Origin of the sequence: Streptomyces sp. NPDC058373 (assembly GCF_042723275.1) — a bacterium.
GTDB lineage: Bacteria > Actinomycetota > Actinomycetes > Streptomycetales > Streptomycetaceae > Streptomyces.
Genome location: NZ_JBHXJE010000055.1, coordinates 1 through 24711 on the forward strand (window position 1 = coordinate 1; position 24711 = coordinate 24711).

General features: G+C 74.0%; 28 protein-coding genes. 12 read left to right on the forward strand and 16 right to left on the reverse strand.

Features of this window, described 5'->3' with window-relative positions:
* Positions 1–372 precede the first annotated feature (372 nt).
* The 3 genes from ACFWMZ_RS24700 (at position 373) to ACFWMZ_RS24710 (ending at position 4463) form a co-directional block, all read left to right on the forward strand.
* Complete coding sequence (locus ACFWMZ_RS24700) at positions 373–1182, forward strand: class I SAM-dependent methyltransferase (protein WP_383183952.1); 810 nt, start codon at positions 373–375, stop codon at positions 1180–1182.
* 248 nt (positions 1183–1430) lie between these two features.
* Entirely contained in the window at positions 1431–2546 is a 1116-nt protein-coding gene (locus ACFWMZ_RS24705; RefSeq protein ID WP_383204133.1) for an NlpC/P60 family protein, read from the forward strand.
* 420 nt (positions 2547–2966) lie between these two features.
* Entirely contained in the window at positions 2967–4463 is a 1497-nt protein-coding gene (locus tag ACFWMZ_RS24710) for a PP2C family protein-serine/threonine phosphatase (RefSeq protein ID WP_383204136.1), read from the forward strand.
* A 71-nt stretch (positions 4464–4534) separates the two neighbouring features.
* Here the strand turns inward: ACFWMZ_RS24710 and ACFWMZ_RS24715 are convergent, their stop codons facing one another.
* The 3 genes from ACFWMZ_RS24715 to ACFWMZ_RS24725 all read right to left on the reverse strand — a co-directional run bounded on the left by ACFWMZ_RS24715 (position 4535) and on the right by ACFWMZ_RS24725 (position 6478).
* Positions 4535–4876, reverse strand: coding sequence for a DUF2516 family protein (locus ACFWMZ_RS24715; protein ID WP_383183958.1), 342 nt, complete (start codon positions 4874–4876; stop codon positions 4535–4537).
* Between the two features lie 413 nt (positions 4877–5289).
* Complete coding sequence (locus tag ACFWMZ_RS24720; protein WP_383204139.1) at positions 5290–5949, reverse strand: hypothetical protein; 660 nt, start codon at positions 5947–5949, stop codon at positions 5290–5292.
* A 70-nt stretch (positions 5950–6019) separates the two neighbouring features.
* Entirely contained in the window at positions 6020–6478 is a 459-nt protein-coding gene (locus ACFWMZ_RS24725; RefSeq protein ID WP_383204142.1) for a helix-turn-helix domain-containing protein, read from the reverse strand.
* 159 nt (positions 6479–6637) lie between these two features.
* Between ACFWMZ_RS24725 and ACFWMZ_RS24730 the strand changes: the two genes are divergently transcribed.
* Complete coding sequence (locus tag ACFWMZ_RS24730; RefSeq protein ID WP_383183964.1) at positions 6638–7492, forward strand: alpha/beta fold hydrolase; 855 nt, start codon at positions 6638–6640, stop codon at positions 7490–7492.
* Positions 7493–7496: 4 nt separating this feature from the next.
* On the opposite strand, the gene rox is transcribed toward ACFWMZ_RS24730, so the two are convergent.
* Positions 7497–8939, reverse strand: a complete 1443-nt coding sequence (rox, locus tag ACFWMZ_RS24735) for a rifampin monooxygenase (protein WP_383183966.1) — start codon at positions 8937–8939, stop codon at positions 7497–7499.
* A gap of 199 nt (positions 8940–9138) precedes the next feature.
* Between rox and ACFWMZ_RS24740 the strand changes: the two genes are divergently transcribed.
* Positions 9139–9381 (forward strand): hypothetical protein, encoded by a 243-nt coding sequence (locus ACFWMZ_RS24740; RefSeq protein WP_383204145.1) that lies wholly within the window; start codon positions 9139–9141, stop codon positions 9379–9381.
* 93 nt (positions 9382–9474) lie between these two features.
* Entirely contained in the window at positions 9475–10143 is a 669-nt protein-coding gene (locus ACFWMZ_RS24745; RefSeq protein ID WP_383183970.1) for a haloacid dehalogenase type II, read from the forward strand.
* 38 nt (positions 10144–10181) lie between these two features.
* Here ACFWMZ_RS24745 and ACFWMZ_RS24750 read toward each other — a convergent pair whose 3' ends face one another.
* A complete protein-coding gene (locus ACFWMZ_RS24750; protein WP_383204147.1) occupies positions 10182–10538 on the reverse strand; it encodes a VOC family protein in 357 nt (118 codons plus the stop codon).
* Between the two features lie 66 nt (positions 10539–10604).
* On the opposite strand from ACFWMZ_RS24750, the gene ACFWMZ_RS24755 reads away from it, so the two are divergent.
* A complete protein-coding gene (locus ACFWMZ_RS24755; RefSeq protein ID WP_383204150.1) occupies positions 10605–10730 on the forward strand; it encodes a hypothetical protein in 126 nt (41 codons plus the stop codon).
* 353 nt (positions 10731–11083) lie between these two features.
* On the forward strand, positions 11084–11740 hold the full coding sequence (locus tag ACFWMZ_RS24760) for a histidine phosphatase family protein (RefSeq protein WP_383183976.1): 657 nt from the start codon (positions 11084–11086) through the stop codon (positions 11738–11740).
* Between the two features lie 354 nt (positions 11741–12094).
* On the opposite strand, the gene ACFWMZ_RS24765 is transcribed toward ACFWMZ_RS24760, so the two are convergent.
* On the reverse strand, positions 12095–12883 hold the full coding sequence (locus tag ACFWMZ_RS24765) for a TetR/AcrR family transcriptional regulator (RefSeq protein ID WP_383183978.1): 789 nt from the start codon (positions 12881–12883) through the stop codon (positions 12095–12097).
* Positions 12884–13019: 136 nt separating this feature from the next.
* On the opposite strand from ACFWMZ_RS24765, the gene ACFWMZ_RS24770 reads away from it, so the two are divergent.
* Both ACFWMZ_RS24770 and ACFWMZ_RS24775 read left to right on the forward strand, forming a co-directional pair.
* Complete coding sequence (locus ACFWMZ_RS24770; RefSeq protein ID WP_383204153.1) at positions 13020–13988, forward strand: ATP-binding cassette domain-containing protein; 969 nt, start codon at positions 13020–13022, stop codon at positions 13986–13988.
* Positions 13981–14724: an ABC transporter permease gene (locus tag ACFWMZ_RS24775; RefSeq protein WP_383183982.1), complete on the forward strand. Its 744-nt coding sequence runs from the start codon at positions 13981–13983 to the stop codon at positions 14722–14724. The genes ACFWMZ_RS24770 and ACFWMZ_RS24775 overlap by 8 nt, the downstream gene beginning before the upstream one ends.
* A gap of 16 nt (positions 14725–14740) precedes the next feature.
* On the opposite strand, the gene ACFWMZ_RS24780 is transcribed toward ACFWMZ_RS24775, so the two are convergent.
* Together ACFWMZ_RS24780 and ACFWMZ_RS24785 are read right to left on the reverse strand one after the other, a co-directional pair.
* Positions 14741–15553: an HAD family hydrolase gene (locus ACFWMZ_RS24780; RefSeq protein WP_383204156.1), complete on the reverse strand. Its 813-nt coding sequence runs from the start codon at positions 15551–15553 to the stop codon at positions 14741–14743.
* A 173-nt stretch (positions 15554–15726) separates the two neighbouring features.
* On the reverse strand, positions 15727–16371 hold the full coding sequence (locus ACFWMZ_RS24785) for a flavodoxin family protein (protein WP_383204159.1): 645 nt from the start codon (positions 16369–16371) through the stop codon (positions 15727–15729).
* A gap of 217 nt (positions 16372–16588) precedes the next feature.
* On the opposite strand from ACFWMZ_RS24785, the gene ACFWMZ_RS24790 reads away from it, so the two are divergent.
* Entirely contained in the window at positions 16589–16939 is a 351-nt protein-coding gene (locus tag ACFWMZ_RS24790; RefSeq protein WP_383182735.1) for a MerR family transcriptional regulator, read from the forward strand.
* Positions 16940–16964: 25 nt separating this feature from the next.
* On the opposite strand, the gene ACFWMZ_RS24795 is transcribed toward ACFWMZ_RS24790, so the two are convergent.
* Together ACFWMZ_RS24795 and ACFWMZ_RS24800 are read right to left on the reverse strand one after the other, a co-directional pair.
* Complete coding sequence (locus ACFWMZ_RS24795) at positions 16965–17984, reverse strand: asparaginase (protein ID WP_383182733.1); 1020 nt, start codon at positions 17982–17984, stop codon at positions 16965–16967.
* Between the two features lie 77 nt (positions 17985–18061).
* Positions 18062–18913: an ABC transporter permease gene (locus ACFWMZ_RS24800; protein WP_383182731.1), complete on the reverse strand. Its 852-nt coding sequence runs from the start codon at positions 18911–18913 to the stop codon at positions 18062–18064.
* Between the two features lie 195 nt (positions 18914–19108).
* On the opposite strand from ACFWMZ_RS24800, the gene dtd reads away from it, so the two are divergent.
* Positions 19109–19534 carry a D-aminoacyl-tRNA deacylase gene (gene dtd / locus ACFWMZ_RS24805; RefSeq protein ID WP_383204162.1) on the forward strand — a complete coding sequence of 142 codons (426 nt, stop codon included), beginning with the start codon at positions 19109–19111 and terminating at the stop codon, positions 19532–19534.
* A 161-nt stretch (positions 19535–19695) separates the two neighbouring features.
* On the opposite strand, the gene ACFWMZ_RS24810 is transcribed toward dtd, so the two are convergent.
* From ACFWMZ_RS24810 to ACFWMZ_RS24835, 6 genes are all read right to left on the reverse strand, one after another.
* On the reverse strand, positions 19696–20667 hold the full coding sequence (locus tag ACFWMZ_RS24810) for a YgfZ/GcvT domain-containing protein (protein ID WP_383182727.1): 972 nt from the start codon (positions 20665–20667) through the stop codon (positions 19696–19698).
* Positions 20668–20729: 62 nt separating this feature from the next.
* A complete protein-coding gene (locus ACFWMZ_RS24815; RefSeq protein WP_383182725.1) occupies positions 20730–21161 on the reverse strand; it encodes a Fur family transcriptional regulator in 432 nt (143 codons plus the stop codon).
* Between the two features lie 104 nt (positions 21162–21265).
* Positions 21266–21838, reverse strand: coding sequence for an FABP family protein (locus ACFWMZ_RS24820; protein WP_383182722.1), 573 nt, complete (start codon positions 21836–21838; stop codon positions 21266–21268).
* Positions 21839–22112: 274 nt separating this feature from the next.
* Positions 22113–22982, reverse strand: coding sequence for a hypothetical protein (locus tag ACFWMZ_RS24825; RefSeq protein WP_383182720.1), 870 nt, complete (start codon positions 22980–22982; stop codon positions 22113–22115).
* Entirely contained in the window at positions 22979–23803 is an 825-nt protein-coding gene (locus ACFWMZ_RS24830) for a hypothetical protein (RefSeq protein WP_383204165.1), read from the reverse strand. The genes ACFWMZ_RS24825 and ACFWMZ_RS24830 overlap by 4 nt, the downstream gene beginning before the upstream one ends.
* Complete coding sequence (locus tag ACFWMZ_RS24835) at positions 23800–24675, reverse strand: hypothetical protein (RefSeq protein ID WP_383204168.1); 876 nt, start codon at positions 24673–24675, stop codon at positions 23800–23802. The genes ACFWMZ_RS24830 and ACFWMZ_RS24835 overlap by 4 nt, the downstream gene beginning before the upstream one ends.
* Positions 24676–24711: the final 36 nt, after the last annotated feature.

Consider the following 24711-nt stretch of genomic DNA (forward strand, 5'->3'; position numbering starts at 1 on the left):
CCACCCCCCTGCCCGCCGGGGGGCAACCCCCGCCGCCCCCGGGTTAAAACCCCCCGGGGGGCCGGGGGGGTCCCGTTTTGCCCAAAGGTTACGGGGCGGGGGGGGGGGGGGGGGGGGGCGGCCTCAAGCGCCGGCCGGGCTGTCGTAAGCCGCACCCGAGGCACCACGCGAGCAAAATGAAGCCCGGCCGGCGCTTGAGGCCACCCCGCCCGGCCCGGGACGGCCGAAGCCCTGGGGCACAGCCCAAGCCCCCAACAGCCCGGCCGGCGCTTGAGGCCACGCCACCCCGCCTCGGCCCGGGACGGCCGAAGCCCCCGGGCGCAGCGCGAGCCCGCCCCCGGCCCGGCCGGCGCCGGACGCCATACTCGAACCATGCCCGCGCCCTCGCGCCCCGTGGGAACCGCGACCAGGGGCACCACCAACCCCAACCGCCTGCGCCGCATGGACCGCTGGATCACGGCCGTCCACGGCCCAGCCCTGCGCCGAGCAGACCACCCGGTGGCGGTGGACCTGGGCTACGGCGCCGCCCCCTGGACCGCCGTGGAGCTCCTGACCCGCCTGCGCACAGCGGCCCCCACCGTGACGGTGACCGGCATCGAGATCGACCCGGCCCGGGTGGCCGCGGCCCGGCCGCACGCCCGCGAGGGCCTCACCTTCGCCCGGGGCGGCTTCGAACTGCCCGTCCCGGGCAACCCCCACCTGGTCCGGGCCGCGAACGTCCTGCGCCAGTACGACGAGGACGAGGTACGCGCCGTCTGGGACCGCCTGACCGCCCGCCTCGCCCGGCCCGGCCCGGACGGCCACGGCGGCGGCCTGCTCGTGGAGGGCACCTGCGACGAGATCGGGCGCCGCCACGTCTGGGTCGCCCTCGGCCCGGAAGGCCCCCGCACGGTCACCTTCGCGGCCCGCCTCGCCTCCCTCGGCCGCCCCTCCGACCTGGCCGAGCGCCTCCCGAAGGCACTGATCCACCGCAACGTCCCGGGCGAGCCCGTGCACGCCTTCCTCCGCGACTTCGACCGCGCCTGGGCGGCGGCGGCCCCGTACGCCTCGTACGGCGCCCGCCAGCGCTGGCAGCGCGCGGTCCGCGACCTGGCCGCCGACTGGCCGGTGCTCGACGGTCCGGCGCGGTGGCGCCAGGGGGAGGCCACGGTGGCGTGGGGGGCGCTGGCGCCGCGGGGCTGAGGGGCGAGCCCGGCGCTGCCGTACGCCGTCCCCCTCAGGGGTGGAGAACCGTGACCGCCCCCGGAAGTAAGTGAACGGCCTGTGCGGTGTTTTCGCCTGAAGCCGCCGGAGTGCGGGCAAAGTGACCCGTGCGGCGGGGGCGCCGCCGAGCAAGGCCGGTGTCGGGTCTGTCGTATCTGGGCCGGACATGGCAGCATCCCCGATGTTACTGGCGGGAAATAACTTTGTGGGGGCGGAGAGTGACCGGCATGCGAAGGACGACCCTTGCCGCGGTGGCACTGGTGTGCGGCATCACCTGCGTCGGCGGAGTGGCCTCGGCGGGCACCGCCTTCGCCGCACCGGACCCGTCCCCCACCGCCACGGCACCGGCCGTACCGGGCACCCCCGGTGACCCGGCGGCTCAGCCACCCGAGGGTGAGCAGGCGACGCCCGGCGCCCTCGAAGAGGTGCGGAAGGAGATCGAGAAGCTGTACCACCGCGCCTCGGTCGCCACCGACGCCTACAACGCCGCCGAGGAGAAGGCCGAGCGCCAGTCCAAGGAGGTCGCCCGGCTGGGCCGCGCCATCACCACGGGCCAGGACCGCCTCGACCTGCTGCGCCACCGCGCCGGCGCCACCGCCCGCGAGCAGTACCGCAGCGGCGGCATCCCCCAGGGCGCCCAGTTCCTCCTCACCGACGACCCCCGCCTCTTCCTGGACAACGCCAACCGCTTCCAGCGCGGCCAGCACGCCGCGAAGGGGCTGATGGCGGAGTTGCGGACCACCCAGGAGAAGCTGGAGAAGGACCGCGCCGCCGCCTCCGCCCGGTGGAAGAAGCTGGAGACCCACCGCAAGGCCGAGGCGAAGGCGAAGAAGGAGATCAAGAAGCAGATCAGCGCCGCCGAGAAGCTGGAGTCCCGGCTCGCCGCCGAGGAGCGCGAGCGGCTCCGGAAGCTGGAGGAGGCGGCCCAGCGCAGAGCCCAGAGCGCCTGGGTGGACTCCGGCATCCTCGACGCGATCTCCGGCAAGGCCTCGGCCGCGGGCAAGAAGGCCCTGGAGTACGCGGGCGAGCAGATCGGCAAGCCGTACGCCTGGGGCGCCGAGGGCCCCGGCTCGTACGACTGCTCCGGCCTCACCTCGCAGGCCTGGGCCGCCGCCGGCGTCCCCATCCCCCGCACCTCGCAGGAGCAGTGGCGCCAGCTCGAACGCGTCCCCATCCGCGAGATGCGCCCCGGCGACCTGATCATCTACCACGACGACGCCAGCCACGTCGGCATGTACGTGGGCGACGGCACCATCGTCCACGCCCCTCGGCCGGGCCGGGACATCACCCTGGCGGGCGCGGGCACGATGACGATCCTCGGAGTCGTCCGCCCGGACGCGTAAGGGGTGGGTCGCCGCCGGGGGGCGCCTTGTCCGGTGACCGGCCTCGGGGCCGGGCGCCCCACGCGGCACTCGGCACACCCCACGCCCCACGCCCCACGCGCCGAGGCTCCCGGCGCCGGGAGTCGGGGCCCTCGCGCCGGGAGCCTCGGCGCACCAGCCCTGGCTCCGGCCCCGCGGGGCTCCCCACCCACCACGCGCCCAGTGGGTGACCAACCCCACCCACACGCCTCCCCGGAGGGTGAGCTTCGTCATCACCCTCCCCCACAAAGGCCCCCAATCCCCTTACATGGCCCGGCATATGACTCCGGCCATGCGCGCCGTGGCATTCCGTCGGGGCGCGGCCACCCGCTATGGTCCCCGTCGGATGGGCGTCGCTTGTCGTCCCATCGCGCCCTCGGGGGGAGGGAAGGAAACCAGACGATGCCCGTACCCATACCGCGGCAGAGAGTCATCCCCGCCGTGGAGAACGGTCACGACGGGGACGCCGCACCGCAGTCGAGCCCGCTCGCGGGGTCGCCCACCGACGTCACCCGGGGCACCACTCCCGGCGGCACCACCGACCACGAGAACCACACCGCGGCCACCGGCGGCCCGCGGACCACGGGCGGCGCGGACAGAAGCGGTGACTCCTCCGGTCCGGCGGCCCCCACGGCCACCGAGGCGGCGGAGGCACCGGCCCCGGTCGCGGCCGGATCGCCCGGCTCCGGACCGGCGTCGACCGCGCTCACCCTGCTGGTGATCGAGGACGACCCGACAGGCTCGCTCAACATCCCGTCGCTGCTGGACTCGGCCGAGCTGACGGTGCGCGTCCGCACGGCCCGCAACCTCACCGAGGCCGAGCGGCTGCTCACCGACGACGTCCACTGCATCCTGCTGGACCTCGCCCTGCCCGCCCCGGCCCCCCGGACCGAGGCCGCCCCGGACGGCGCCGAGGACGAGCTGGCGGTGCTGCGGCACGTCCTGCGCCTCGCGCCGCGACACGCCGTCCTGGCGCTGACCGGCGCAGAGAACAGCGCGCGCGGCCCGGAGGCGGTAGGCGTCGGCGCCCAGGACTTCCTGTACCGCGACGAGCTGGACGGCCGGCTCCTCTCCCGCGCGGTCCGCTACGCCGTGGAGCGCAAGCGGGCCGACCACGCCCAGCGGCAGCTCACCGAGTCGCGGCTGCGCGCCCAGGAGAACGCCCGGCTGGAGCGCGGCCTGCTCCCCACACCGCTACTCGAAGGCGCCCCGCTGCGCTTCGCCGCCCGCTACCGGCCGGGCCGCTCCCGCGCCTTGCTCGGCGGCGACTTCTACGACACGGTGCGCACCTCCGACGGCACCGTCCACGCGATGATCGGCGACGTCTGCGGCCACGGGCCGGACGAGGCGGCGCTCGGCGTCGAGCTGCGCATCGCCTGGCGCGCGCTGACCTTCGCCGGGCTCTGCGGCGACGAGCTGCTCTCCACCCTCCAGAAGGTCCTGGAGAACGAGCGCTCGGACGACGAGATCTTCGCGACCCTGTGCACCGTCGACATCTCGCCGGACGGCCGTTCGGCCGGGCTCTGCCTGGCCGGGCACCCGTCCCCGCTCGTCGCCCGCCAGGGCCACCTCGCCGAGCTCCTGCCGTACGACGACAACGGCCCGGCTCTCGGACTGCTCCCGCAGGCCCGCTGGCCCCGGCGCCAGGTCGAGCTGGGCCGCTCCTGGAGCCTGATGCTCTACACGGACGGCCTGGTCGAGGGCCGCGTCGGCGCGGGCAACCAGCGCCTCGGCCAGGACGGCATGGTCTCCCTGGTCCGCGGCCTGCTCGCGGAGGGGCTGCGCGGCGACGCCCTGCTCGAAGCGGCGATGACCGAGGTCCGCGCCCTCAACGGCGGCGAGCTCACCGACGACGTGGCCGTCCTCCTCCTGGACCGGATGGTGCCGACGCGCTCCTGACCTGCGCGGACAGCGAGAAGCCGGGACCGCCTCACGCGGTCCCGGCTTCTTCCGTCTCCTGGCGGCCCGGGTCAGCGGCCGCCGTTGTACGGCCCGTAGGGCCCGTCGCTGCTGGAGCCTCGCCCGCCCCGGCGCGGCCCACCGGAGATCTCCCGCACGGCGGGCCGGACGTCGACCGTGTACACGATCACGGCGATGAGGCCGATGATCGGCAGCAGGGAGATGATGTCGAACAGCAGGCTCACGACCAGCGCGATCCCGAGGACGATCAGCCAGAACGGCTTGGACTGCTTCGAGGCGGCCCGGAAGGCGTCCTCCCGGCGGGTCACCGCGTCGATGAACGCGAAGGCGGCAAAGGCAGCGAACGCCAGTTGCAGCAGCCCCAGCAGGCTGTTGAATCCCTGTATCAGCACTCTCTCCACCACCAGTTTCGACATTCACGGTGCCGCGGACACCACCGAGGACCGGTCGCCCGGCTCCGCGCCGGGCCTGCCCCCAGTGTCCCGGACAGCCGCCGGAATCACCGACCGACGCGTACACACCGGCCACGCCCGCACCTGGACAACGCACAGCGGCACCGAAATCGTGCCCGATTCCGCGAGCAATACGCCACAGAATCCAAAATGCCCGATACCGCTCACCGGGCGCCCGGCCCCGCGGACACGAGGCGAGCGCCCCGGACGTACGTACGTACGGGAGTACGCCTACCCCCGTTCCGCCCACCCGACCCGGCGACCGCACGCGCTCCGGCCCCGGCACGCCCCCCGCCCGCGTGCGCAGCGGGGAGGGACACCGGGGCCGGACCGGCCGTACGGCATCCGGGCACTCAGCTGTCGGAGGGGGCGTCCTTGCGGGCCGCGGGCTTGCGGGCGGGCGCCTTCTTCGGCGCCACCGGCTTCTTCGGCGCGACGGGCTTCTTCGCCACCGCGCCCGTCCCGGCGGACTTCGCCGTCGAGGCCTTCTCGGAGGCGGCCGGGGCGGCCGGAGCGGGCTCGGGCTCGACCTTCTCGGCCACGTCCACCACGCCGTCGGCGGCCTCGTCGACCAGCTCGGCGACCTGGACGACGCCTTCGGCGGTCTCGCCGCGCCAGGTCCGCACGGCCTGCTCACCGTGGTCGGCGACCTTGTCGTACGCCTCCTTGGCCTTCACCGCGCACTCGGCGGCGACGCCCACGGAGCGCAGCGCCAGCCCCTGGGCGCTCTCGCCCAGCTTCCGCAGGTCGGTGTCGAGCGAGGCGAACACCTCGTTGACCTTGGCCTGGACGGTCTCCTGCGCCTCCTTGGCGCGGGTGGCGGCCTTGTCCTGCACGGCCTTCGGGTCGGTGTTGCGCACCGCCTCGAACCGCTCGGGCGCCTCGGCCCTCAGCTGCTCGATCAGCCCCGGCACCTTCCGCGCCTGCTGCACGGCGAGGTCGGCGGTGCCGGCCGCGAAGTACAGGGGACGCGACTCACTCAGGGTCTTGCGCAGGTCATCGGTGATGGCCATGAACGTGGTCCTCCCGGTCATGCGTCGTTCGAGGGTTGGGTGTGCCGGACGGTTCGCCCGGCAGCGGTTGTCACGAGGCTTCTGCCGTCCCGGCGGGCCCCTCGCCCCCTGCGGAGGGCCCGCCGCCTTCGGCCCTGCGGGCACCGGCGCCACCGGGGGTACCGGTGGAGCCATCGTCGACCCCGTAGCCGTTCTCCTTGCGGAACGACTCGTAGATCTGCAGGAGCACCTGCTTCTGCCGCTCGTCGAGCGTCGGATCGGCGAGGATGACGCCGCGCGTCTCCACCTCGCCGCGGTCCCGCTCGTCGAGGATCCCGGCCTGCACGTACAGCGTCTCGGCGGAGATCCGCAGCGCCTTGGCGATCTGCTGGAGGATCTCCGCACTCGGCTTGCGCAGCCCGCGCTCGATCTGACTCAGGTACGGGTTCGACACCCCGGCGGCATCGGCGAGCTGCCGCAACGACAACTGCGCCGAGCGCCGCTGCTCGCGCAGATACTCCCCGAGACCACCGACGTTGAGCGATGCCATGCCCCCACCATGCCCCACCCTCGCTAACTTTTGCAAGCGCCCGCTTGCAAAAGTAGCGCCCGCGAACCGACCGGTCCTGCGTCAGTCCCGCCCGGCGACTCCAAGTTCCCCTGCCCGAAAGGACCTTGCCGAACCGGCCGTTCCGTTGGACGCTGAGGCATGCCAAACATTCCGACCTTCGTCCTTGTCCACGGAGCCTTCGCCAACTCGTTCTCGTTCGCCCCGCTCCAGGCCGAGCTCGGGCTGCTCGGGCACCGCTCGGTCGCGGTGGACCTGCCGGGCCACGGGTTCGAGGCGACCTTTCCGGCGCCCTACCAGGCCCCGCAGGACCTCGGCGCACTGGCCGCGGAGCCGGGGAGCATCAAGGGCGTCACCCTCGCCGACAACGCCGCCCGGGTGATCGAGGTGCTCGAACGGGCCAGACGGAACGGGCCCACGATCCTCGTCGGCCACAGCCGGGGCGGCGCCACCATCACCGCCGCCGCCAACGCCCGGCCCGACCTGATCGACCGGATCGTCTACGTCTCCGCCTGGTGCCCCGTCGCCCTGGACGTCGGTGCCTACTACGCCGAGCCGGAGATGGCCGAGGTCGACCCGGCCGCTTTCGCCGCCACGCTCGTCGGGAACCCGGCCGAACTGGGCCTGCTCCGCACCAACTTCCGTACGGCGGACCCGAAGGCGCTCGCCGCCTTCAAGGAAGCGTTCGCCGCCGACCTGACCGACGACGAGTTCCGGACCTTCCTGAACACCTTCCAGCCCGACGAGAACCTCGACGCGGGCACGCCCGAGGACCGCGCCCAGGCCGAGACCTGGGGCCGTGTCCCGAGGACGTACGTACGTCTGGCCGCCGACGCCAGCCTGCCGCCGGCCGTGCAGGACCGCATGATCCGCGAGGCCGACGCGCTGACCCCCGGCAACCCCTTCGAGGTCCACACCCTCGACAGCAGCCATCTGCGCTGGCTCGTCCACCCGAAGCCCGCCGCCGAAGTGCTCGCGCGGCTCGCCGGGTCCTGACCTCTCACCCCGCCGCGGCCTCCCCGAACCACCGCCTCAGCGCCGCCTCCACTCCCCCCTGGTCGTCCCCGACCCACGCCACGTGCCCGTCCGGGCGGAGCAGCGCCGCGGGCACGGCCAGTTCGTCGAGTCCCGGGCTGGTGTCGACGACGTGGTCGACGCGGTCGGACCAGCCCTTCGCCGAGAGGTGGCCGGTCTGGTCGAGGAGGAGGCCGCGGCCGGTGTGGGTCAGGTCGTAGAGGCGGCCGCGGTGGCCCAGGGGGAGGTCGCGCAGGCGGCGGCCGAGGAGGGGGTGGGCGTCACCGAGGTCGTAGCGGACGGAGACGGCGGTGATCTTCTCGATGAGGTGGCGGTTGACCTCCTCGAAGTCGATCAGTTCGGCCATCAGGCGGCGCACCGCCTGGGGGCCCGGGTCGGGGTCCATGAGCTGCATCTGCGCCCGGGTGTTGTCGAGTACGGCGGCGGCGACCGGGTGGCGTTCGGCGTGGTAGGTGTCGAGCAGGCCGTCGGGGGCCCAGCCGTCGATCTCGGCGGCGAGCTTCCAGCCGAGGTTGAAGGCGTCCTGGACACCGAGGTTGAGGCCCTGGCCGCCGGCGGGCGGGTGGATGTGGGCCGCGTCGCCCGCCAGCAGGACCCGGCCGGTCCGGTACCGCTCGGCGAGCCGGGTCGCGTCGCCGAAGCGGGAGATCCACCGCGGGTCATGGGCGCCGAAGTCGGTGCCGCCCAACGCCCTCAGTCGCGCGCGCAGTTCGTCCAGCGTCGGCGGGGCCGTGCGGTCCTCGGCGACGCCCTCGGCGGGCACGATCACGCGGTACCGCCCCTCCCCCAGCGGCATCGCGCCGAACCTGAACTGGGTCTTCCGCACCTCGGCCGTCACCGCGGCCAGCTCCTCCGGCCCCGCCGTCAGCGCCACGTCGCCCAGCAGGGTCTCGACGCGGCTCGGTTCACCGGGGAAGCCGGTGCCGAGCAGTCCGCGTACGGTGCTGCGGCCGCCGTCGCAGCCGACGAGGTGCCGGGCGCGGAGCCGGGTGCCGTCGGCCAGTTCGGCGGTCACGCCGTCCTCGTCCTGCTCCAGCCCGACCAGCTCCTGGCCGCGCCGGATCTCCGCACCGAGCGCGACGGCGTGCTCGGCCAGCAGGCGTTCGGTGTCGGTCTGCGGGATGGCGAGGACGTAGGCGTGCGCCGAGTCGAGCCGCTCCGGCCAGACCTTGCCGAGCCCGGCGAAGAACCCGCCGGACGTGACCTTCCTCCCCACCGCCAGGAACCGGTCGAGCAGCCCGCGCTGGTCCATCACCTCGATGCTGCGCACATGCAGCCCCTGCGCGCGGGAGTGCCCGGTGGGTTCCGCGTCCCTCTCCACCACGACGACGTCCACACCGTGCAGCCGCAACTCTGCGGCCAGCATCAGCCCGGTCGGTCCGCCACCGACCACGATCACGTCAGTCATCACTCTTCACGTCCATTCCGCGAGTCGCGTGCTTGCCGCACGTGGAGTTCCAGCCGGCCGGCGAAGGCGCGCCCCCCATACGGACAGAGCGCAGGTATGGGCACGAGCCCGTCATTTCCGCAGGTACAGGCTTTGGCGGGTCATTCTGCGGTACCACCGGGGCCTTGCCGCAAGCCCCCCTGTGAGCTATACGTTGAGAGTGGAAAGGAGTGGGCCGACCTCCGGGAAGCTGCACGCCGTCATCGACTTCGGGGCCCTCTCCGTCGGCTCTCCCGACGCCGAGCACACCCCGCTCTGGGGATCTGCCCGCGCGCGAGGCGTACGGGCACGCGTCGCGGTGGGCGCCGCCGGGCTCCCCTGCTACCGGGACACGCTCTTCGACTTCGCCGCCGAATGCCGCGCCAGCTGGGAGGCGGTCCTCGCCGACGTCGGCACGCGCTGACCGGCCCGCCCTTCGACGCCGCCTGGGAATAAGCGGCGGGCCCGGCCGGTTGCGCGGAGACCCGCCGCCCCAGGGACGTACGAGGAGAGCCCAGTGAGCCGCCCGGAGCCCCAGTTCATCACCTTTGACATGTACGGCACGCTGACGGACTTCGCCGTCGGGGCTGCCGCAGGTGCGGCGGTCGAGGACATCACCAGTCCTGAGCAGCGGGAGTTCTTCCTCCGGCGGTTCAGCGCCTACCAGCTCGACGAGGTGATGGGCGACTGGCGCCCCTACGACGAGGTGCTCGCCCGCGCCTTCGAGCGGGCCTGCCGCAGCGCCGGGATCCCCTTCCGGCCGGACGACCCGGCCGAGGTCTACGCGGCGATCCCGGAGATGGGGCCGCACCCCGACGTGCCGGGACCGCTGGCCCGGCTCGCCGAGCGCTTCCCGCTCGTCATCCTCTCCAACGCCTCCGACCAGCACGCCGACCGGAACGCCACCCTGCTCGGCGCGCCCTTCCACGCGATCCACACGGCCGAGCAGGCGCGCGCCTACAAACCGCGGCTGGCCGCCTTCGAGTACCTGTACGAGCAGTTGGGGTGCGGGCCGGAGGAGACGCTGCACGTCTCCGCCAGCCCGCGCTACGACCTCCAGTCGGCGACCGACCTCGGCGTGCGGGACACGGTGTACCTCAACCGGGGGTACGAGCCGTCCGCCCCGCACTACCACGCGTACGAGGTCGACTCGCTGGCCGGCGTGGCGGAGATCCTGGGGCTCTGAACTCCCCTGTGCCGGCCGGGAGGCAGCCCTGTCGGCGCTCAGTCCAGCGGGGCCACCCGGAGCAGGCTCCCGTCGGGGTCGGCCGCGACGAAGGTGCGTCCGAAGACCGCGTCGTGGGGCTTCTGGACGATGGTGACGCCCTTCGCCGTCCACTCCTCGAAGCGGGCGTCGATCGCCTCCGCGCCGTCCAGATTCAGGCAGACCTCGCTCGCCCGGGTCTGGGGCAGGGTCTCGGCGACGCCGCTCCACAGGCCGAGCTGGACGCCGCCGCCGAGGTCGAAGGCGATGAAGTGAGGGGACTCGAAGGCGGGCTCCATCGCGAACAGGTCGCCGTAGAAACGGGCGGAGGCCGGGGCGTCGGAGACGTGGACGATGAACATGTTGGGGCGGGTCATGAGGAGGCTGCTCCTTCTCCGTCGTGGGACGGGTGGCCGGTCCCTGCACGAAGGAGCCTGCCGACCGTGACCGACCCACCCGAGGCCCGGACCCGGCTCCGCGAGCTGGCGGCACGGGTCGTGGAGCGGTACGCCGAGCCGGACGACGCGAACCTGGCGGAGAGCGGGCAGGGGACGCGGCCGCGGCCGTGAGGGGCCGTTTGTAGGGGGCGTGAGCGGTGCGGGCGTCCGCCCCCGCGCACGCCGCCACCACCGCGCGCCCCTGGTCCGCAGTCATGGAACGGCGGGGACTGGGCAGTCCCTGTGCGGCCTCGTCGCACCTGCGGTGGGGCCGCACCAGCGGGGCGGCGGAACCGCGGCGGCTCCCGCCCACCGAACGCCCCGTCAACCAGAGGGAGTCGGCAGCCACCCGCACGCGCGGAACCGCGCCTTCCCGGGCGGCAGTCCTGACAACCACCGGCCGCATCCCGGCCGCCCGGCTGCCCGACGCCCCCACCGGCACCGCGCCGCGCCGGTCCGCACCACAGATCCGGAGACCCAGACCCATGACCTCCACCGCCGCCACCGGGATGGCATCCCGCACGCTCTACCTGGCCCGGCACGGGGACGCGCCGGGTGACGAGGGCGAGCTCTCCGCGGACGGGCGTAGACAGGCCGCCTACCTGGGGAAGCGTCTGCGCGGGGTGCCGTTGTCGGCGATCCATCACGGGCCGCAGGCGCGGGCGCGGGAGACCGCGGAGATCGTCGCCGCGCACCGGCCCGACCGGGCGGACGGTCCGCGCCTGGCCCTGCGGCCCTGCGACTCGGCCGGGGACTACGTGCCGTACCTGCCCGAACGGCGAGAGGTCCCGGCGGGGTTGCCCGAGAGCACGTGGGAGTGGCTGCTCCAGCTCCCTGAGCGGGAGCGGCTGCCCGGGCCGGAGCTGGCCCGGGACGCCTTGCGGAGGTTCACCGGGGCGGTGCCCGGGGAGGCGGCCCGGCACGAGTTGGTCGTGACGCACAACTTCGTCATCGGGTGGTTGGTGCGGGAGGCGCTGGACGCGCCTGACTGGCGGTGGATCGGGCTGCACCATGCCAACGCTGCGCTCACCATCATTCATTACGCGCCTGAGCAGCCGTCCTCGCTGATCGTCTACAACGACATCCGGCACCTGCCGGAGGAGCTGCGCTGGACGGGCTTCCCTCCGGGGTTGCGCGTGTAGGGCCGAACCTCGCCCCGGGGGTGGCCTCAAACGCCGGCTCGGCTGAGATGTGGCCTCAAACGCCGGCCGGGCTGAAGTGTGGCCTCAAACGCCGGCCCGGCTGAAGTGTGGCCTCAAGCGCCGGCCGGGCTAGGAAGTGGCGCTACGGACGGATGCTGCCCGACACCACGCCAAAACCCAGCCCGGCCGGCGCTTGAGGCCATCGGTGACGGCAGCCGGACAGCCGGACAGCAACCCGAAAAGACAGCCTGGCCGGCGCTTGAGGCCACCCCCACCCGTGACGGCAGCCGGACAGCAACCCGAAAAGACAGCCCGGCCGGCGCTTGAGGCCACCCCGCGCCGGACGGAGCCCAGCTAGCGCGCGCCCCCGCCGACGAGCACCCCCACCCCGTCCAGCACCCGCTGAAGCCCCCAGTCGAAGTCCGCCTCCGGATCATCCCCCTCACCCAGCACCTGGGCCGCGAGGAGCCGCCGGACGGCGGGGAAGCTGTCGGGGCCGCGCTGGTCGGCGAGGCGGGTGAGAGTGTGGACGTACTGGCGGTGGGACTCCTCGGCCGTGCGCCCGCTGCGGCGCATCGCCTCGGCGAGGTCGGCCGCGAGGCCCGCCTGGCTGCGGACGTAGCCGTCGATCAGCATCATCACGCCGAGCTTGGTCGCCTCGTCGAGCCCGGTCCCGTCGAGGGTGTCGAGCCCGGCTTCCATCCAGGCGACCGAGTTGGGGGTGGCGGGCGGGGAGCTGATGGGGATGTGGAGGAGCCAGAGGTTGGCTTCGAGGACGTCCCTGTAGGCCTCGGCGAACCAGGTCAGGCGGGCCCGCCACCCGGCCGAGGGCGGCGGGCAGTCCTCGGGCGGGAGCCCGGTGGCCGCCTCCTGCATGAGGATGAACAGCTCGTCCTTGGCGGCGACGTAGCGGTAGAGGGACATCGTGGAGGCGCCGAGTTCCTTGGCGACCCGCCCCATGGAGACGGCGGGGATCCCTTCGCTCGCCGCCAGCCGCACGGCGGCGTCGACGATCCTGTCCACGCCCAGCCCCGGGCGCGGCCCCTTGGTGGGGCGCCCGCGCAACCCCCAGGCGGCCTCGACGCTGGCGGGCAGCCCCGTCTCCCCCACTCCGTCGCGCCCCTCGGGGGGTGGTGCCGCCATGCCCGCTCCTCCCACGGCTCCACTCGGGAACCCTTCGCCACCTGGCCGGTTGACGCCATCCTATTTCTGCGTAAGGCTTACACAGTAACGTGTATGCCATACGCAGTAATGGCAGCCGCCCCGACGGAGGACCACCATGAGCCCACCATCGCCCGACGCCGTACAGGTCCAGGGCCTCAGCAAGTCGTACGGCGACCACGCCGTCCTCCGCTCGATCGACCTGCGCGTGCCGCAGGGCGGCGTCCTCGCCCTGCTCGGGCCGAACGGCGCGGGGAAGACGACGGCCGTCCGCGTCCTGGCCACGCTCACCCCGCCGGATGCCGGATCGGTCCGGGTCGCCGGGTACGACGTGGTGGCCGACCGGCGCCGCGTGCAGCGCGCCATCAGCCTGACCGGCCAGTTCGCCGCCGTGGACGAGACGCAGACCGGCGCCGAGAACCTCTGGACGACGGCCCGGCTCGCGGGGCTGACCCGGACGGCGGCCCGGGCCCGCGCCGCCGAGCTGCTGGAGCGGTTCGCGCTCACGGAGGCGGGTGGCCGGCTCGTACGGACGTACTCCGGCGGGATGCGGCGGCGGCTGGACCTGGCGGCCGGGCTGGTCGGCGAGCCGCGGGTGATGTTCCTGGACGAGCCGACGACCGGGCTCGATCCGCGCAGCCGCCAACAATTGTGGATGGTCGTACGGGAGTTGGCCGCGTCCGGTACCGCGGTGCTGTTGACGACGCAGTACCTGGAGGAGGCCGATCAGCTGGCGGACCGGGTCGCCGTCCTGCACGGCGGCCGCATCGCCGCCGAGGGGACCCCGGACGAGCTGAAGGCGGCGACCGGGCAGAGCCGGCTCCAGGTGACGGCGGCCGGTCCTGCGGCGTTCGCGCGGCTGGAGCGAGCCACGCCGCATCCGGTCGCGCACCGCTCACCCGAGAGGCTCACCCTCGGCTTCCCCACCGACGGCGACGCCCTGCACGTCCGCACCCTGCTGGACGAACTCGACCCGGACCGCACGGAGATCACCGCCTTCACCGTGCGACAGGCCACCCTGGACGACGTCTTCATGGCGCTCACCGGTGAGACCCCCAAGGACCGGAAGGAGCCCAGCCATGTCTGACGCGCTCACCCTGACCGGCCGCTGCCTGCGCATGAACCGCCGGGACACCGAAGCCCTGCTGATGGCGATCCTGCTGCCGGTCCTCCTCATGCTGGTCTTCGTCTACTTCTTCGGCGGCGCCATCGACACCGGCACCGCCTACGTGACGTACGTGGTGCCCGGCCTGCTGGTGCTCTGCGCCGGGTACGGCTCGGCCGGGACCGCGATGCGGGTCACCGAGGACATGCGGACCGGTGTCGTGGACCGCTTCCGCAGCATGGGCGTCAGCGGCACCTCGGTGCTGGCCGGGCACGTCGCGGCGAGCGTCGTCCGGAACGTCGTGGCCACCGCCGTCGTCCTGTCCGTCGCCCTGCTCATCGGCTTCCGCCCGGCCGCGACCCCCCTCGCCTGGCTGGCCGCGGCGGGCATCCTGCTCGCCTACCTGACCGCGGTCTCCTGGCTCTCCGCGGGGGTCGGGCTGCTCGCCAGGACGCCGGACGCCGCCTCCGGGTTCACCTTCGTGCTGATGTTCCTGCCGTACCCGAGCAGCGCGTTCGTGCCGATCGAGACGATGCCGAGCTGGCTGCACGGCTTCGCGGAGCACCAGCCCGTCACCCCGCTCATCGAGTCGCTGCGCGCCCTGCTCCTGGGGCAGCCCGCCGGTTCGGCGCCCTGGACGGCGCTGGCCTGGTGCGCCGGCGTCCTGCTGGTCGCCGTCGCCGCGTCGAACGGCCTCTTCCGGTACCGGACGCGGTGACAGCGGGCCCCGCCTCTCAGCGGCGCGGCAGGTTCAGTTCCCAGACGGCCTGGCGGACCGGCTCCAGGGTGCCGGTGACCAGCGTCGCCCCGGCCGCGTGGAGCCGCTCCCAGCCGCGCAGGTCGCGGGCGTAGCCGAGGAAGGGCGCGCCGGCGTCGCGCGCGGCCCGCAGATCGTCGGGGGTGGAGCCGACCACCAGCGCATCGGCCGGGTCGGCGCCCAGCGCGGCCAGGGCCCGGGGCGGGGCGTCGTGGCCCAGGTGGGCGAGGCCGCCGGTGCGGCCGTGGACGTGCGGCCCGAAGCAGGCGGTGAGGCCGCGTCCGGCGAGGTAGGCGTGGACGGCGTCGGCCGCGTGGCCGGTGGCGACGGCGAGCCGGGTGCCCACCGCCGACCAGGTGCGGACCAGGTTGTCGGCGTAGGGGGTGGGGCGGGCGGTCAGCGTGGCCGCCACCTCCGATTCGGTCAGCAGCGCGTCCAGCGCGGTGCTCAGCTCGGGGTCGTCGTCCAGGGCACCGAGGGTCAGGGAGCGGAGCAGGGCGAGCGGGGTGCGGCCGGGCACCTCCTCGGCCGGTACCCCGTGCTCGCGCAGGAGCCGGGTCAGGGCGTCGGTGGCGGCGCGGGCGGTGAGGGGGTCGTAGAGGCGGCAGAGGGGGCCGTCGAAGCCGAGGATCACCGTCTTCGCGGCGGCGACCAGCTCGCGGACGGCCGCCAGGCTCTCCGCGTCCAGCGCGGGAGGGAGCGCGGGGGCAGCCGCACGGGGGTCCGCGCTCAGGTCGGAACGGGAGAGGGCGTCCGCGGTCGGCTCGGGAAGGTGCGCGCTAGAGGTCACGAGGGGAGTGTCCGCTTCGATCGGCAGGGAGACCAGAGGGCGTGCCGGAGGCCGGAGCGGAGGGTGCCGACGTCTCGCACCGGCCGCGGCCCGGGCAGCGTACCGCCGAGTCGGCCGCCGGGGGAGGCCCGGCGGCCGACGGGTGAGCGCGGACCGACGCGGTCCCAAGAGGGTTACGCCGCCCCGGCCTTCTCCTCGGACGGGAAGCGGGCCAGTGGCGTGGCGCCGTCGAAGAAGGTCTTGGCGCGCCGCATCGCCCGCTCGTCGGCGGCGACCTGGCCGGGGCGGGAGCCGTTGCCGAGGAGGAGGCCGCCGTACCTCATCCTCAGGTAGGCCGCGGTGTGGTGGAGCGAGGTGTCCAGGCCGTCGGCGACCACCTCGTCGCGGTCGGCCATCACGGTGACACCCCACAGCCTGCGGCCCGCCATCCGTTGGGCGAAATCCGAGCCGGGCACGGTCAGCCACCCCGACCAGTAGTCGAGGTACCGCTTGACCTGGGCGGAGAAGGAGTACCAGTACAGCGGCGTGGCGATGACCACGTCGGTGGCGGCCAGGGTCGCCTCGCGCAGGCTCTCCTCCGCCTCCCCGGGCTGCCAGCCCGCGCCCTCGTGGCGCCCGTCGCGGAAGTCGGGCAGCTCCAGGGTGTTGAGGTCGACCCAGCGCCGGGAGACGGCGGCGGGCAGGTGCTCGGCGGCGGCCCGCGCCAGTTGCGCGGTGTTCCCGTCGGCGCGCGAGCTGCCGAGGACGAAGAGGAACGAGCGGTCCTGGTCCCCGGCGCCGACGGTGGTGGCGGAGGCGGAGGTGGGGAACGAAGTCACGGTGTGCTCCAGCGGTGTGAGGGCGGACGGGTGGCCGGGTGGGGGCGGCGAGGGCCGGTCGCCGCCCGCTCCCCCATGGGCGGGCGGCGGTGCGCGGCGGCCCCCGCATTCCCCCCGTGGAGCGGAATGCCGCTCTGGGAAAGGACGTTAAGGCTTCACACCAGTGAGAAGGTCAAGCCGGATCACCGCCGGCCGACCGCGAGCATCGGGGGCGTACATGCTGATCGGAGAACTGTCCCGCCGGACCGGCGTCAGCAGACGGCTGCTGCGCTACTACGAGGACCAGGGCCTGCTCCAGGCCGAACGCGGCCCCAACGGCTACCGCGCGTACGCCGAGGACGCCGTCACGGCGGTGGGCCGGATCAGGTTCCTGCTCGACGCGGGGCTGACCACGGAGGTCATCCAGGCCGTCCTGCCCTGCGTCGACCAGGACACGTTCGACACCGGCGTCGACTGGTGTGCCGAGCTGCGCGACCTCCTCGCCGGAGAACTGGCCGCCATGGACGAACGCCTCAACTGCCTCCAGGAGCGCCGCAGTTCACTGGCGGGACTGCTCGGGCAGAGCTGACCGTCACCCCCGCTTCGCGTACGCCTCAGAAGGCCGCCCGGATCTCCCCGACCCGCTCGGCCCCGCCCGTCAGCGGGGCGTGGCCGATGCGGGTGACGGTGTCGCCGGTGTGGCCCAGCCGCTCCAGGAGGCGGGCGAGGACGGGGCCGAGGGCGCGGGTGGCGCCGTCGTCCACCTTGAAGGCGAGGGCGCGGCCGTCGGGGAGCGCCACCGCCTGGATCGCCTCGGCGCCCATCTTGGACAGGGCGCCGGGGACGGCGCGCATGAGCCAGGTGTCGGGGCGGCGGGTCCCGGCGACGTACTCGGGGTGGGCGCGCATCGCGTCGGCGACGCGGCGCTCCGGCGTGCCCGGCTCGGCGCGGACGAAGGCGGCGAAGGCGCGGGCCAGGCCCGGCAGGGTGAGGGCCATCAGCGGGGCGCCGCAGCCGTCGGTGCCGACCGCGGCGACGGGTTCGCCCGCGGCCGCCTCGACGGTCTCGCGGACCAGGAGCTGGAGCGGGTGGCCGGGGTCGAGGTAGCTGCCGAGCGGCCAGCCGTTGAGAGCGCAGGCGGCGAGCATCGCGGTGTGCTTGCCCGAGCAGTTCATGGTGAGGGGGCGGCGGACCTGGCCGGAGGCGAGGTACCGCTCGGCCTCGACCGGGTCCAGCGGCAGGTCGGGCGGGCACTGGAGCGCGTCGGCGGCCAGGCCGTACTCGGCGAGCATCCGCTCGACCAACTCCAGGTGGAAGGGCTCCCCGGAGTGGCTGGCGGCGGCCAGCGCGAGCCGTTCGCCGCCGAGGTCGAGCCCGGTCCGCAGGATCGCGGCGGCCTGCATCGGCTTGTTGGCGGAGCGAGGGAAGACCGGCCGGCCGGGGTCGCCGAGGGACCAGGCGACGCTCCCGTCGGCCTCCAGCACCACCGCGCTCCCCCGGTGCACGCCCTCCACGAAGCCGGACCGCACCACCTCGGCGAGGACCGGCGACGGTCCGTACACGGGAGCGCCGGCGGGCGGGGCCGCGCGGCCCTCGTCGGCGGGGCGGGGCGGGACGGGCAGATCGGGGGACATCAGTCGGCCTTCCGGAGCGGGTACGTCCATTCTGGGCGTCCCCGGCCGACGGGCGCGGGCGGGGTCCCCCGGCCCCCTCATACCAGCAGGTCGTCCACCTGGGCCTCGCCCTCCCGGTACCGGCGGGCGATCTCCGTGCCGCAGGCGTCGGCGGTGCGCTGGAGCTGCTGGCGGCGGCGGGAGACCTGTTGCTCGTAGCGGCCGAGGCGGGCGGTGGCGGTCTCCAGCTCCTCGTCGGTGAGGGCGGACAGGTCGGAGAGCTCCACCTCGGAGAGCATCTCGGAGGCGAGCCTGCGGTACTCCTCGCCCTGCGGCACGGAGACCGTCACGTGCCGGGCCGAGGCGCGGTGCCGGGTCGGGGCGTCGGCGAGGATCTGCGACAGGCGCGCCACCACCGGCGCCCCCACCACCAGCCGCCTGCCCGCCCCGGTCAGCCCGGAGCCGAACCCGAGCGCCCGGGGCGGTGCCTGGGCCGGGACGGCGCCCGATCCGGAACCGGAGACCGTGCCCTCTCCGGCGCCGGTGGCCCCGGCGGGGCGCGGACTGCCGGACCCGGCGCTCCCGCAACCGGAAGCGTCCCCGGCGCCCGGCTCTCCCTCGGGGCCCGGGGTGTCCGCCCGCTCGGCCCGGCGCGCCGCCGCCTCGGCCCGCAGGATGTCCAGGCGGCCCTGGAGGATGCGCCGTACGTAACTCAGGTCGCCCTCGTCGCGCTGGGCCGTGCGGCGCACGGTGCGCAGTTCGGCGAGGGAGAGCAGGACCAGGTCGCGGGTGGGCTCCCCGGTGGCGGCCAGACCGCCGCCGGGTGGCGGGCTGTCGGTGCGCTGGGTCGGCGGGCGGGCTGTCCCGTAGACGCCGCCGGACCGGCGCTCCGGTGCCAGGCGCCCGGTGCCTGCCGTACTCGACGTGCTCGATGTGCTCGACGTGCTCATGGTTTTCTCGTCCGTCCCCTCGAACCGGCCGCGGGCTGCACCGCGTGGGAGCATCGTGCCACCCCGGATGACCGCAACGTGCCGGAGTGCCCGATTTCGTGCCCGTACGGCGGTACCGTCCGGGCCCGGCGTGGAGTGCGACGGGCGCGCGGGTGCGTGCGCGGCACGCGCCGGGCGCACGGCATGATGGGTCCCATGCGAGCAGTGGTGCAGCGCGTCGACGGCGCGAGTGTGGTGGTCGAGGGCGAGACGGTCGGGGAGATCACCGGCGAGGGGCTCTGCGTCCTGGTGGGCGTCACCCACGAGGACACCGCGGAGAAGGCGGCACAACTGGCCCGCAAACTCTGGTCGCTGCGCATCCTGGCCGACGAGCGCTCGTGCTCCGACACCGGCGCCCCGCTCCTGGTCATCAGCCAGTTCACCCTTTACGGCGACGCCCGCAAGGGCCGCCGGCCCACCTGGTCGGCGGCGGCCCCGGGCCCGGTCGCCGAGCCCTTGGTCGACGCGGTGGTGGCGCGGCTGCGCGAGCTGGGCGCGACCGTGGCGACCGGGAGGTTCGGCGCCAAGATGCGGGTGGGGCTCACCAACGACGGCCCGTTCACGGTCCTGCTGGAGATCTGACCGGGGGCCGGGGCCGCCGGGCGCGGGTTTCGCCACCCCCGACGGTCGCGCGTCCGCCACCCCACGGCGCACATGGGGGCACAAAGGGCGCACGGTGTCACAGGGGGCGCACCGACCGCGCCGGGCTCCCCGTCCCGGACCAGGTGGCAGCCGGGCGCCCCTTACGGCTCGACCACGACCTCCTGCGCCGCCGCCGTCGTCTCCACCGTCAGCTCGGCGTCGAGCGGCACGTTCCGCTTGACCAGGGCCAGCGCGATCGGGCCGAGTTCGTGGTGACGGGCCGAGGTGGTGACGAAGCCCAGCTTCCGCCCGTCGGGCCCGTCGGCGGCCAGCCGGACCGGCGTACCGGGCCCGGGCAGGTGGACCTCGCTGCCGTCGAGGTGGAGGAAGACCAGGCGGCGCGGGGGCTTGCCCAGGTTCTGCACGCGGGCCACCGTCTCCTGGCCGCGGTAGCAGCCCTTCTGGAGGTGGACGGCGGTGCCGATCCAGCCCAGCTCGTGCGGGATGGTGCGGTGGTCGGTCTCGAAGCCGAGCCGCGGCCGGTGCGCCTCGACCCGCAGCGCCTCGTGGGCGAGGACGCCGATGGCCGGGCCGTGCGCGGCGGCGAACTCCTCCAGCCGCTCCCGCTCCAGGAAGACGTCGCGCCCGTACGGGGTCTCGCGGACGGCCTGGGCCGCGTCCTCGGGGAGGGTGGCGATGGAACCGGCGGGGAGGTGGACGAGGGCGATCTCCTCGGTCCGGTCGGCGGCCTCGACGCGGTAGAAGAACTTCATGCTCTCCAGGTACGCGAGAAGCGCGCCCTGGGTGCCGGGCTCCACGTGGATCCACGTGGTGGTGCCGTCGTCGACCAGGTAGAGCGCGTGCTCGATGTGGCCGTTGGCGGTGAGCACCAGCGCCTCGGTGGCGCGCCCGGCGGGCAGCTCGCTGACGTGCTGGGTGAGGAGCAGGTGGAGCCAGCTCAGCCGGTCGTCGCCGGTGACGGAAAGGACGCCGCGGTGCGAGAGGTCGACGAACCCCGTGCCGTCGGCGAGGGCACGCTGTTCGCGGAACAGGTCGCCGTAGTGCGCGGCGACGCCTTCGTCGGGCCCCTCGGCGGGCACGGCACCGGGCAGGGACAGCAGGGGACTCTTCATGGACACACAGCCTAGGACGCCGGGTGGGGGCCTGAATATTCCGTACGGGTCCCTCTCCGGGATCAGGCCCGCGCGGCCTTCTCGCGGCACGCCTCGCACCGGCCGAAGATCGCGAAGTGCTTCATGTCGGTGTCGAAGCCGAAGCTCTCGCGGAGCTTGGCGGTGAATTCCTCGACCACCGAGACGTCCGCCTCGATCACGTCGGCGCAGTCCCGGCAGACCAGGTGGATGTGGTGGTGTCGGTCGGCGAGGTGGTACGTGGGGGCGCCGTGGCCCAGGTGGGCGTGGCTGACCAGGCCCAGCTCCTCCAGGAGCTCCAGGGTGCGGTAGACCGTGGAGATGTTGACCCCGGCGGCGGTTTTGCGGACCTCGCCGAGGATGTCGTCCGGGGTCGCGTGCTCCAGGGTGTCGACCGCCTCCAGCACCAGTTGGCGCTGAGGCGTCAGCCGGTAGCCGCGCTGCCGCAGGTCACTCTTCCAGTCGATGCTCACCACGTCCTCAGTGTAGGCGGGTGGCCTCGAGCGCCGGCCGGGCTGAAAAGTGGCCTCAAACGCCGGCCGGGCTTGATGCGGCCGGCGCTCGAGGCCAGGAAAGGGGCCTACTTGAAGAAGGCGATCCCGTCGTCCGGGAGGTCACCGAGGTCCTTGGCCCAGGACTCGACCTCGCCAGGGCTCACGACCTTCTTGAGCTGCGCCGACATGTAGGGGCGCAGCGGCACCTCGGGGGTCTGCTTCTCCCCGACCCACATGAGGTCGCTCTTGACGTACCCGTACAGCCGCTTCCCGCCGCTGTACGGCCCGGAGGCCGCCGTGCGGGCCACCGCGTCCGTGGCCAGGTCGATCTGCGGCTTCTGGTCGGCCAGCTCGCCGTACCAGACCTCGACCACCCCGTCGTCGCGGGTCATGACGACCTCGACCTTGCGGTCCTTGTCGATCCGCCAGAAGCCCGCCTCGGACTCCAGCGGCTTCACCTTCTTGCCCTCTTCGTCGAGGACCCAGGTGTGCGAGTGGTACTCCAGGAAGTCCCGGCCGTCGTGGCTGAAGGAGACCTCCTGGCCGAAGTTGCACTTCTCGGCACCGGGGAAGTCGAAGACACCCGCGCCCGCCCAGTCGCCGAGGAGGAAGGTCAGCGGCACGAGGTCCGGATGGAGGTCGGACGGGATCTCGATCATGAGCGGCTCACGCGTTTCGTCGCAGGGGTTCGGGTCGGCGGGGCAGCTGGGTCAGCGCTGGCCCTGGTACAGCTTCTTCACGCTCAGGCCGACGAAGGCGAGAACGCCGACGCAGACCAGAACCAGCAGGGCGGAGAAGAATGCCTCAAGCACGGGGTGCTCCTCGGTGACGCGTGGATGAGCGGATACGAAGCCAGGACCCAGCTTAGACGGCCGGGCCCCGGCTCTCTCGGCGAGGGCGGCCCGGCTCCCCGGGCCCGCCCCGTCCTACGCCTCAGCCGAGCAGCTGCGTCTGGAGAACGACCGTCTGGTGGAAGGGGAGGCGGGCCGCCCCGCCCTCCTTCTCGTGCACGACCATCCCGAGGGTGTCCCCGGCGACGATGTACGCCACCCGGGTCTGGACGCCGTCGTCGCCGTAGGGGGCCTGCTCCTCGTAGGAGTAGACGGAGGCGGTCTCGGGCACGCCGAGGCTGGTCCACTGCTTGTCCATCCAGGTCTCCCCGACCCGTGCCAGGGACGCGCCCGTCGTCGACCCGAAGTCGAGCCCCCGGTCCCGGTACAGGTCCGTGAGCCCCGACGACGGGAAGCGCAGCAGGTGGACGCGGGCCTCGGTGCCGTCGGGCATGCCCCAGCCCCGGGAGGCTAGGTGGCGCAGACCGAACTCGTGGAGCTTGGCGCCGAGGTCGCGGCGGTCGCCCTTGGCGTACTCGGCGAGGTAGGCGGTGGTGGGGGTCCACTCCTTCCCGTCCAGGCCGTCGGCGGTCTTCGCCCCGGCGGGCGCGGTGACCAGCAGGTCGCGGAGGTCGGCGTGGTGGACGCCCGCGCGGTTCTGGGGGTGGTCCGGGCGCATCGCGTCGGCAGGGAGCGCGGGGAGCTTCTGCCGGGGGAAGTCCCAGCGGCCGTCGGAGGCGGTGGCGAGGCCGGGCAGGTCGGTGCGGTCCTGCGCGGTGACGAGCGCGGCCGTCCCCGCGCCGAGGCCGCCCGCGACCACGACGGCGAGGCTCCACCGGGCGAAGGCGCGCAGCACGCGGCGTTCCCGCAGCGGTTTGCGGGGCGACTTGGCGGGCGCGGGGGCGGGCGCGGCAGCAGCCTCGGCCGGAGCGGCGGACTCCTCGGGCGTTCTGGGCAGGGTCTGCTCGGTCATACGTACTCCCCCGGGGAGACGAGGTGGTCCAGTTGGTCGCGGAACAGCTCGGCGGGCTCCTTCACGGAGCCCACGCCGGGCAGTTCGGCGGTCATGGAGACGAGGTGGTTGCCCTTGGCGGCCGTGCAGTACAGCTCCTGCACGTCCTTCTTCTTCTCGCCCTTGAACCGGAAGCACGCCGCGTCACGGTGGCCCTCGATCTTGGGCCCCTTGTCGACGCCGAGCGCGCGGAACAGCTTGGCGGTGCTCCGGTGCCGTTCGCGGACGGCCTTGGCGTCATTGAGCACGCCGATGCTCATCCCGGCGAGGAAGGTGTCGTCGTCGGTGCGCGCGTAGGTGCGCAGGGCGATGCCCTCGACGCCGCTGCGGTCGAGCTGCTTCTCCATGTCCCGGCGGAGCTTCTGCGGCATGCCGCGCAGCGTCTCCTTGGCGGCGGCGACCGCCTCGGCGCCGTCCACCTCGCTGTCGTTGCCCTGCTCGCCGCTGTCCGGCCCGAGGGCGTACACCTCCGAGGCGGGCAGCAGGAGCTTGCTCAGCTCGGTGTCGTGACGACCCTCGTAGGCGCGCTCTGCGGGGTCCTTGCCGGGCTCCGCCAGTTCCCCCCAGCGTTCGGTGGACACCTTCTTGTCGGCCTTGGCCGCGGTCTCCGCGGTCCAGGCGAGCGTGCCGCCGCAGACGGCGAGGACCAGGACCACCGGCACGCCGACGGTCAGCAGCCGCCGGACCCCGCGACGCGGCGCCGGGGCAGCGGGGACAGGGGCGGGGGCGGAGTCGGACACGGCCTCGTCGGCCACGGTCCCGGGCACCTCGTCGGCGGTCACAGGCGCTCCAGTTGCTTGAGGGCGAGATCCTTGATCGCCTTCTCGGACAGGGGCTTGGTGTCGACGAAGTGCAGGTCGAACATGATGTCGCCGCGGTAGCCGACGACTCGGGCCCCGTAGACGGTCATGTAGCCCGGCTTCGAGTCCGGCGCGTAGACGAAGTACCGGGCTCCGCTGCCCGCCTTGACCTCGCGGCCTTCCGGGTCACCGGAGCGGGTACGGCTTCCGGCGTCCCGGTGGCCGTCCTCGGCCAAGGACTGGGCCTCCGCCACCGGGCCGGGACGGAACTGCACCAGCCGCACCGCGATCTGCTCGTGCTCGCCGCGCGCCCAGTTGGCCGCGGCGACTCTGCGGATGCCGTTCTTCACCGAGTCGACGAGCACGTCGCCGGGCTCGGTGTACTCGGCACTGAACCCGCCCGGTGAGAGCCAGCCGTCCTTGGGGGCGACCCCGCCGACGAAGAAGGCGGCATTCTTCCGGAACCCCTTCGGCTTCCCCACCAGCAACTTCCGCAGATCCCCGCCGGCCTTGACCGCCGTGTCGTGCTTCGGCTGGAGCGGCGCCGGACGCTCGCTCTCCGGCAGCGCCTTCCTCGGGTACGCCAGGTCTCCCTGGGAGAGCGGCGGCAGCGGCGTCGGCTTCCGCTCGGCCTGGACGGCGTACCCGGTGGCGGTGCCGCCGACCACGCCGACCAGCGCCGCGCAGGCCACGATGAGCGTGGTGAGGCCGCGCGGGCGGCGACGCGGTGGGGCCGGGGCGGCGGCGGGTTCCGGCGCCTCGGCCGGTACGGGCGCCGCGTCCGGCCCGGTCGGCGGTGCCGCCTCGGGCCCCGAGGGGCCCGGCTCCGGTCTGCCCGTGTCTGACGTGTCCAAGGTCCCCCCAGGGTCCGCGAAGTCGAAGCCCATGCT

What these genes read in the sequence shown, in the direction of transcription:
- dtd (WP_383204162.1), top strand. Translation starts at nt 19,109, where the DNA reads ATGCGAGCAGTGGTGCAGCGCGTCGACGGCGCGAGTGTGGTGGTCGAG.
- ACFWMZ_RS24795 (WP_383182733.1), bottom strand. Translation starts at nt 17,984, where the DNA reads ATGTCCCCCGATCTGCCCGTCCCGCCCCGCCCCGCCGACGAGGGCCGC.
- rox (WP_383183966.1), bottom strand. Translation starts at nt 8,939, where the DNA reads ATGACTGACGTGATCGTGGTCGGTGGCGGACCGACCGGGCTGATGCTG.
- ACFWMZ_RS24775 (WP_383183982.1), top strand. Translation starts at nt 13,981, where the DNA reads ATGTCTGACGCGCTCACCCTGACCGGCCGCTGCCTGCGCATGAACCGC.
- ACFWMZ_RS24770 (WP_383204153.1), top strand. Translation starts at nt 13,020, where the DNA reads ATGAGCCCACCATCGCCCGACGCCGTACAGGTCCAGGGCCTCAGCAAG.
- ACFWMZ_RS24765 (WP_383183978.1), bottom strand. Translation starts at nt 12,883, where the DNA reads ATGGCGGCACCACCCCCCGAGGGGCGCGACGGAGTGGGGGAGACGGGG.
- ACFWMZ_RS24820 (WP_383182722.1), bottom strand. Translation starts at nt 21,838, where the DNA reads ATGATCGAGATCCCGTCCGACCTCCATCCGGACCTCGTGCCGCTGACC.
- ACFWMZ_RS24705 (WP_383204133.1), top strand. Translation starts at nt 1,431, where the DNA reads ATGCGAAGGACGACCCTTGCCGCGGTGGCACTGGTGTGCGGCATCACC.
- ACFWMZ_RS24720 (WP_383204139.1), bottom strand. Translation starts at nt 5,949, where the DNA reads ATGGCCATCACCGATGACCTGCGCAAGACCCTGAGTGAGTCGCGTCCC.
- ACFWMZ_RS24790 (WP_383182735.1), top strand. Translation starts at nt 16,589, where the DNA reads ATGCTGATCGGAGAACTGTCCCGCCGGACCGGCGTCAGCAGACGGCTG.
- ACFWMZ_RS24730 (WP_383183964.1), top strand. Translation starts at nt 6,638, where the DNA reads ATGCCAAACATTCCGACCTTCGTCCTTGTCCACGGAGCCTTCGCCAAC.
- ACFWMZ_RS24810 (WP_383182727.1), bottom strand. Translation starts at nt 20,667, where the DNA reads ATGAAGAGTCCCCTGCTGTCCCTGCCCGGTGCCGTGCCCGCCGAGGGG.
- ACFWMZ_RS24750 (WP_383204147.1), bottom strand. Translation starts at nt 10,538, where the DNA reads ATGACCCGCCCCAACATGTTCATCGTCCACGTCTCCGACGCCCCGGCC.
- ACFWMZ_RS24825 (WP_383182720.1), bottom strand. Translation starts at nt 22,982, where the DNA reads ATGACCGAGCAGACCCTGCCCAGAACGCCCGAGGAGTCCGCCGCTCCG.
- ACFWMZ_RS24725 (WP_383204142.1), bottom strand. Translation starts at nt 6,478, where the DNA reads ATGGCATCGCTCAACGTCGGTGGTCTCGGGGAGTATCTGCGCGAGCAG.
- ACFWMZ_RS24760 (WP_383183976.1), top strand. Translation starts at nt 11,084, where the DNA reads ATGACCTCCACCGCCGCCACCGGGATGGCATCCCGCACGCTCTACCTG.
- ACFWMZ_RS24710 (WP_383204136.1), top strand. Translation starts at nt 2,967, where the DNA reads ATGCCCGTACCCATACCGCGGCAGAGAGTCATCCCCGCCGTGGAGAAC.
- ACFWMZ_RS24800 (WP_383182731.1), bottom strand. Translation starts at nt 18,913, where the DNA reads ATGAGCACGTCGAGCACATCGAGCACGTCGAGTACGGCAGGCACCGGG.
- ACFWMZ_RS24700 (WP_383183952.1), top strand. Translation starts at nt 373, where the DNA reads ATGCCCGCGCCCTCGCGCCCCGTGGGAACCGCGACCAGGGGCACCACC.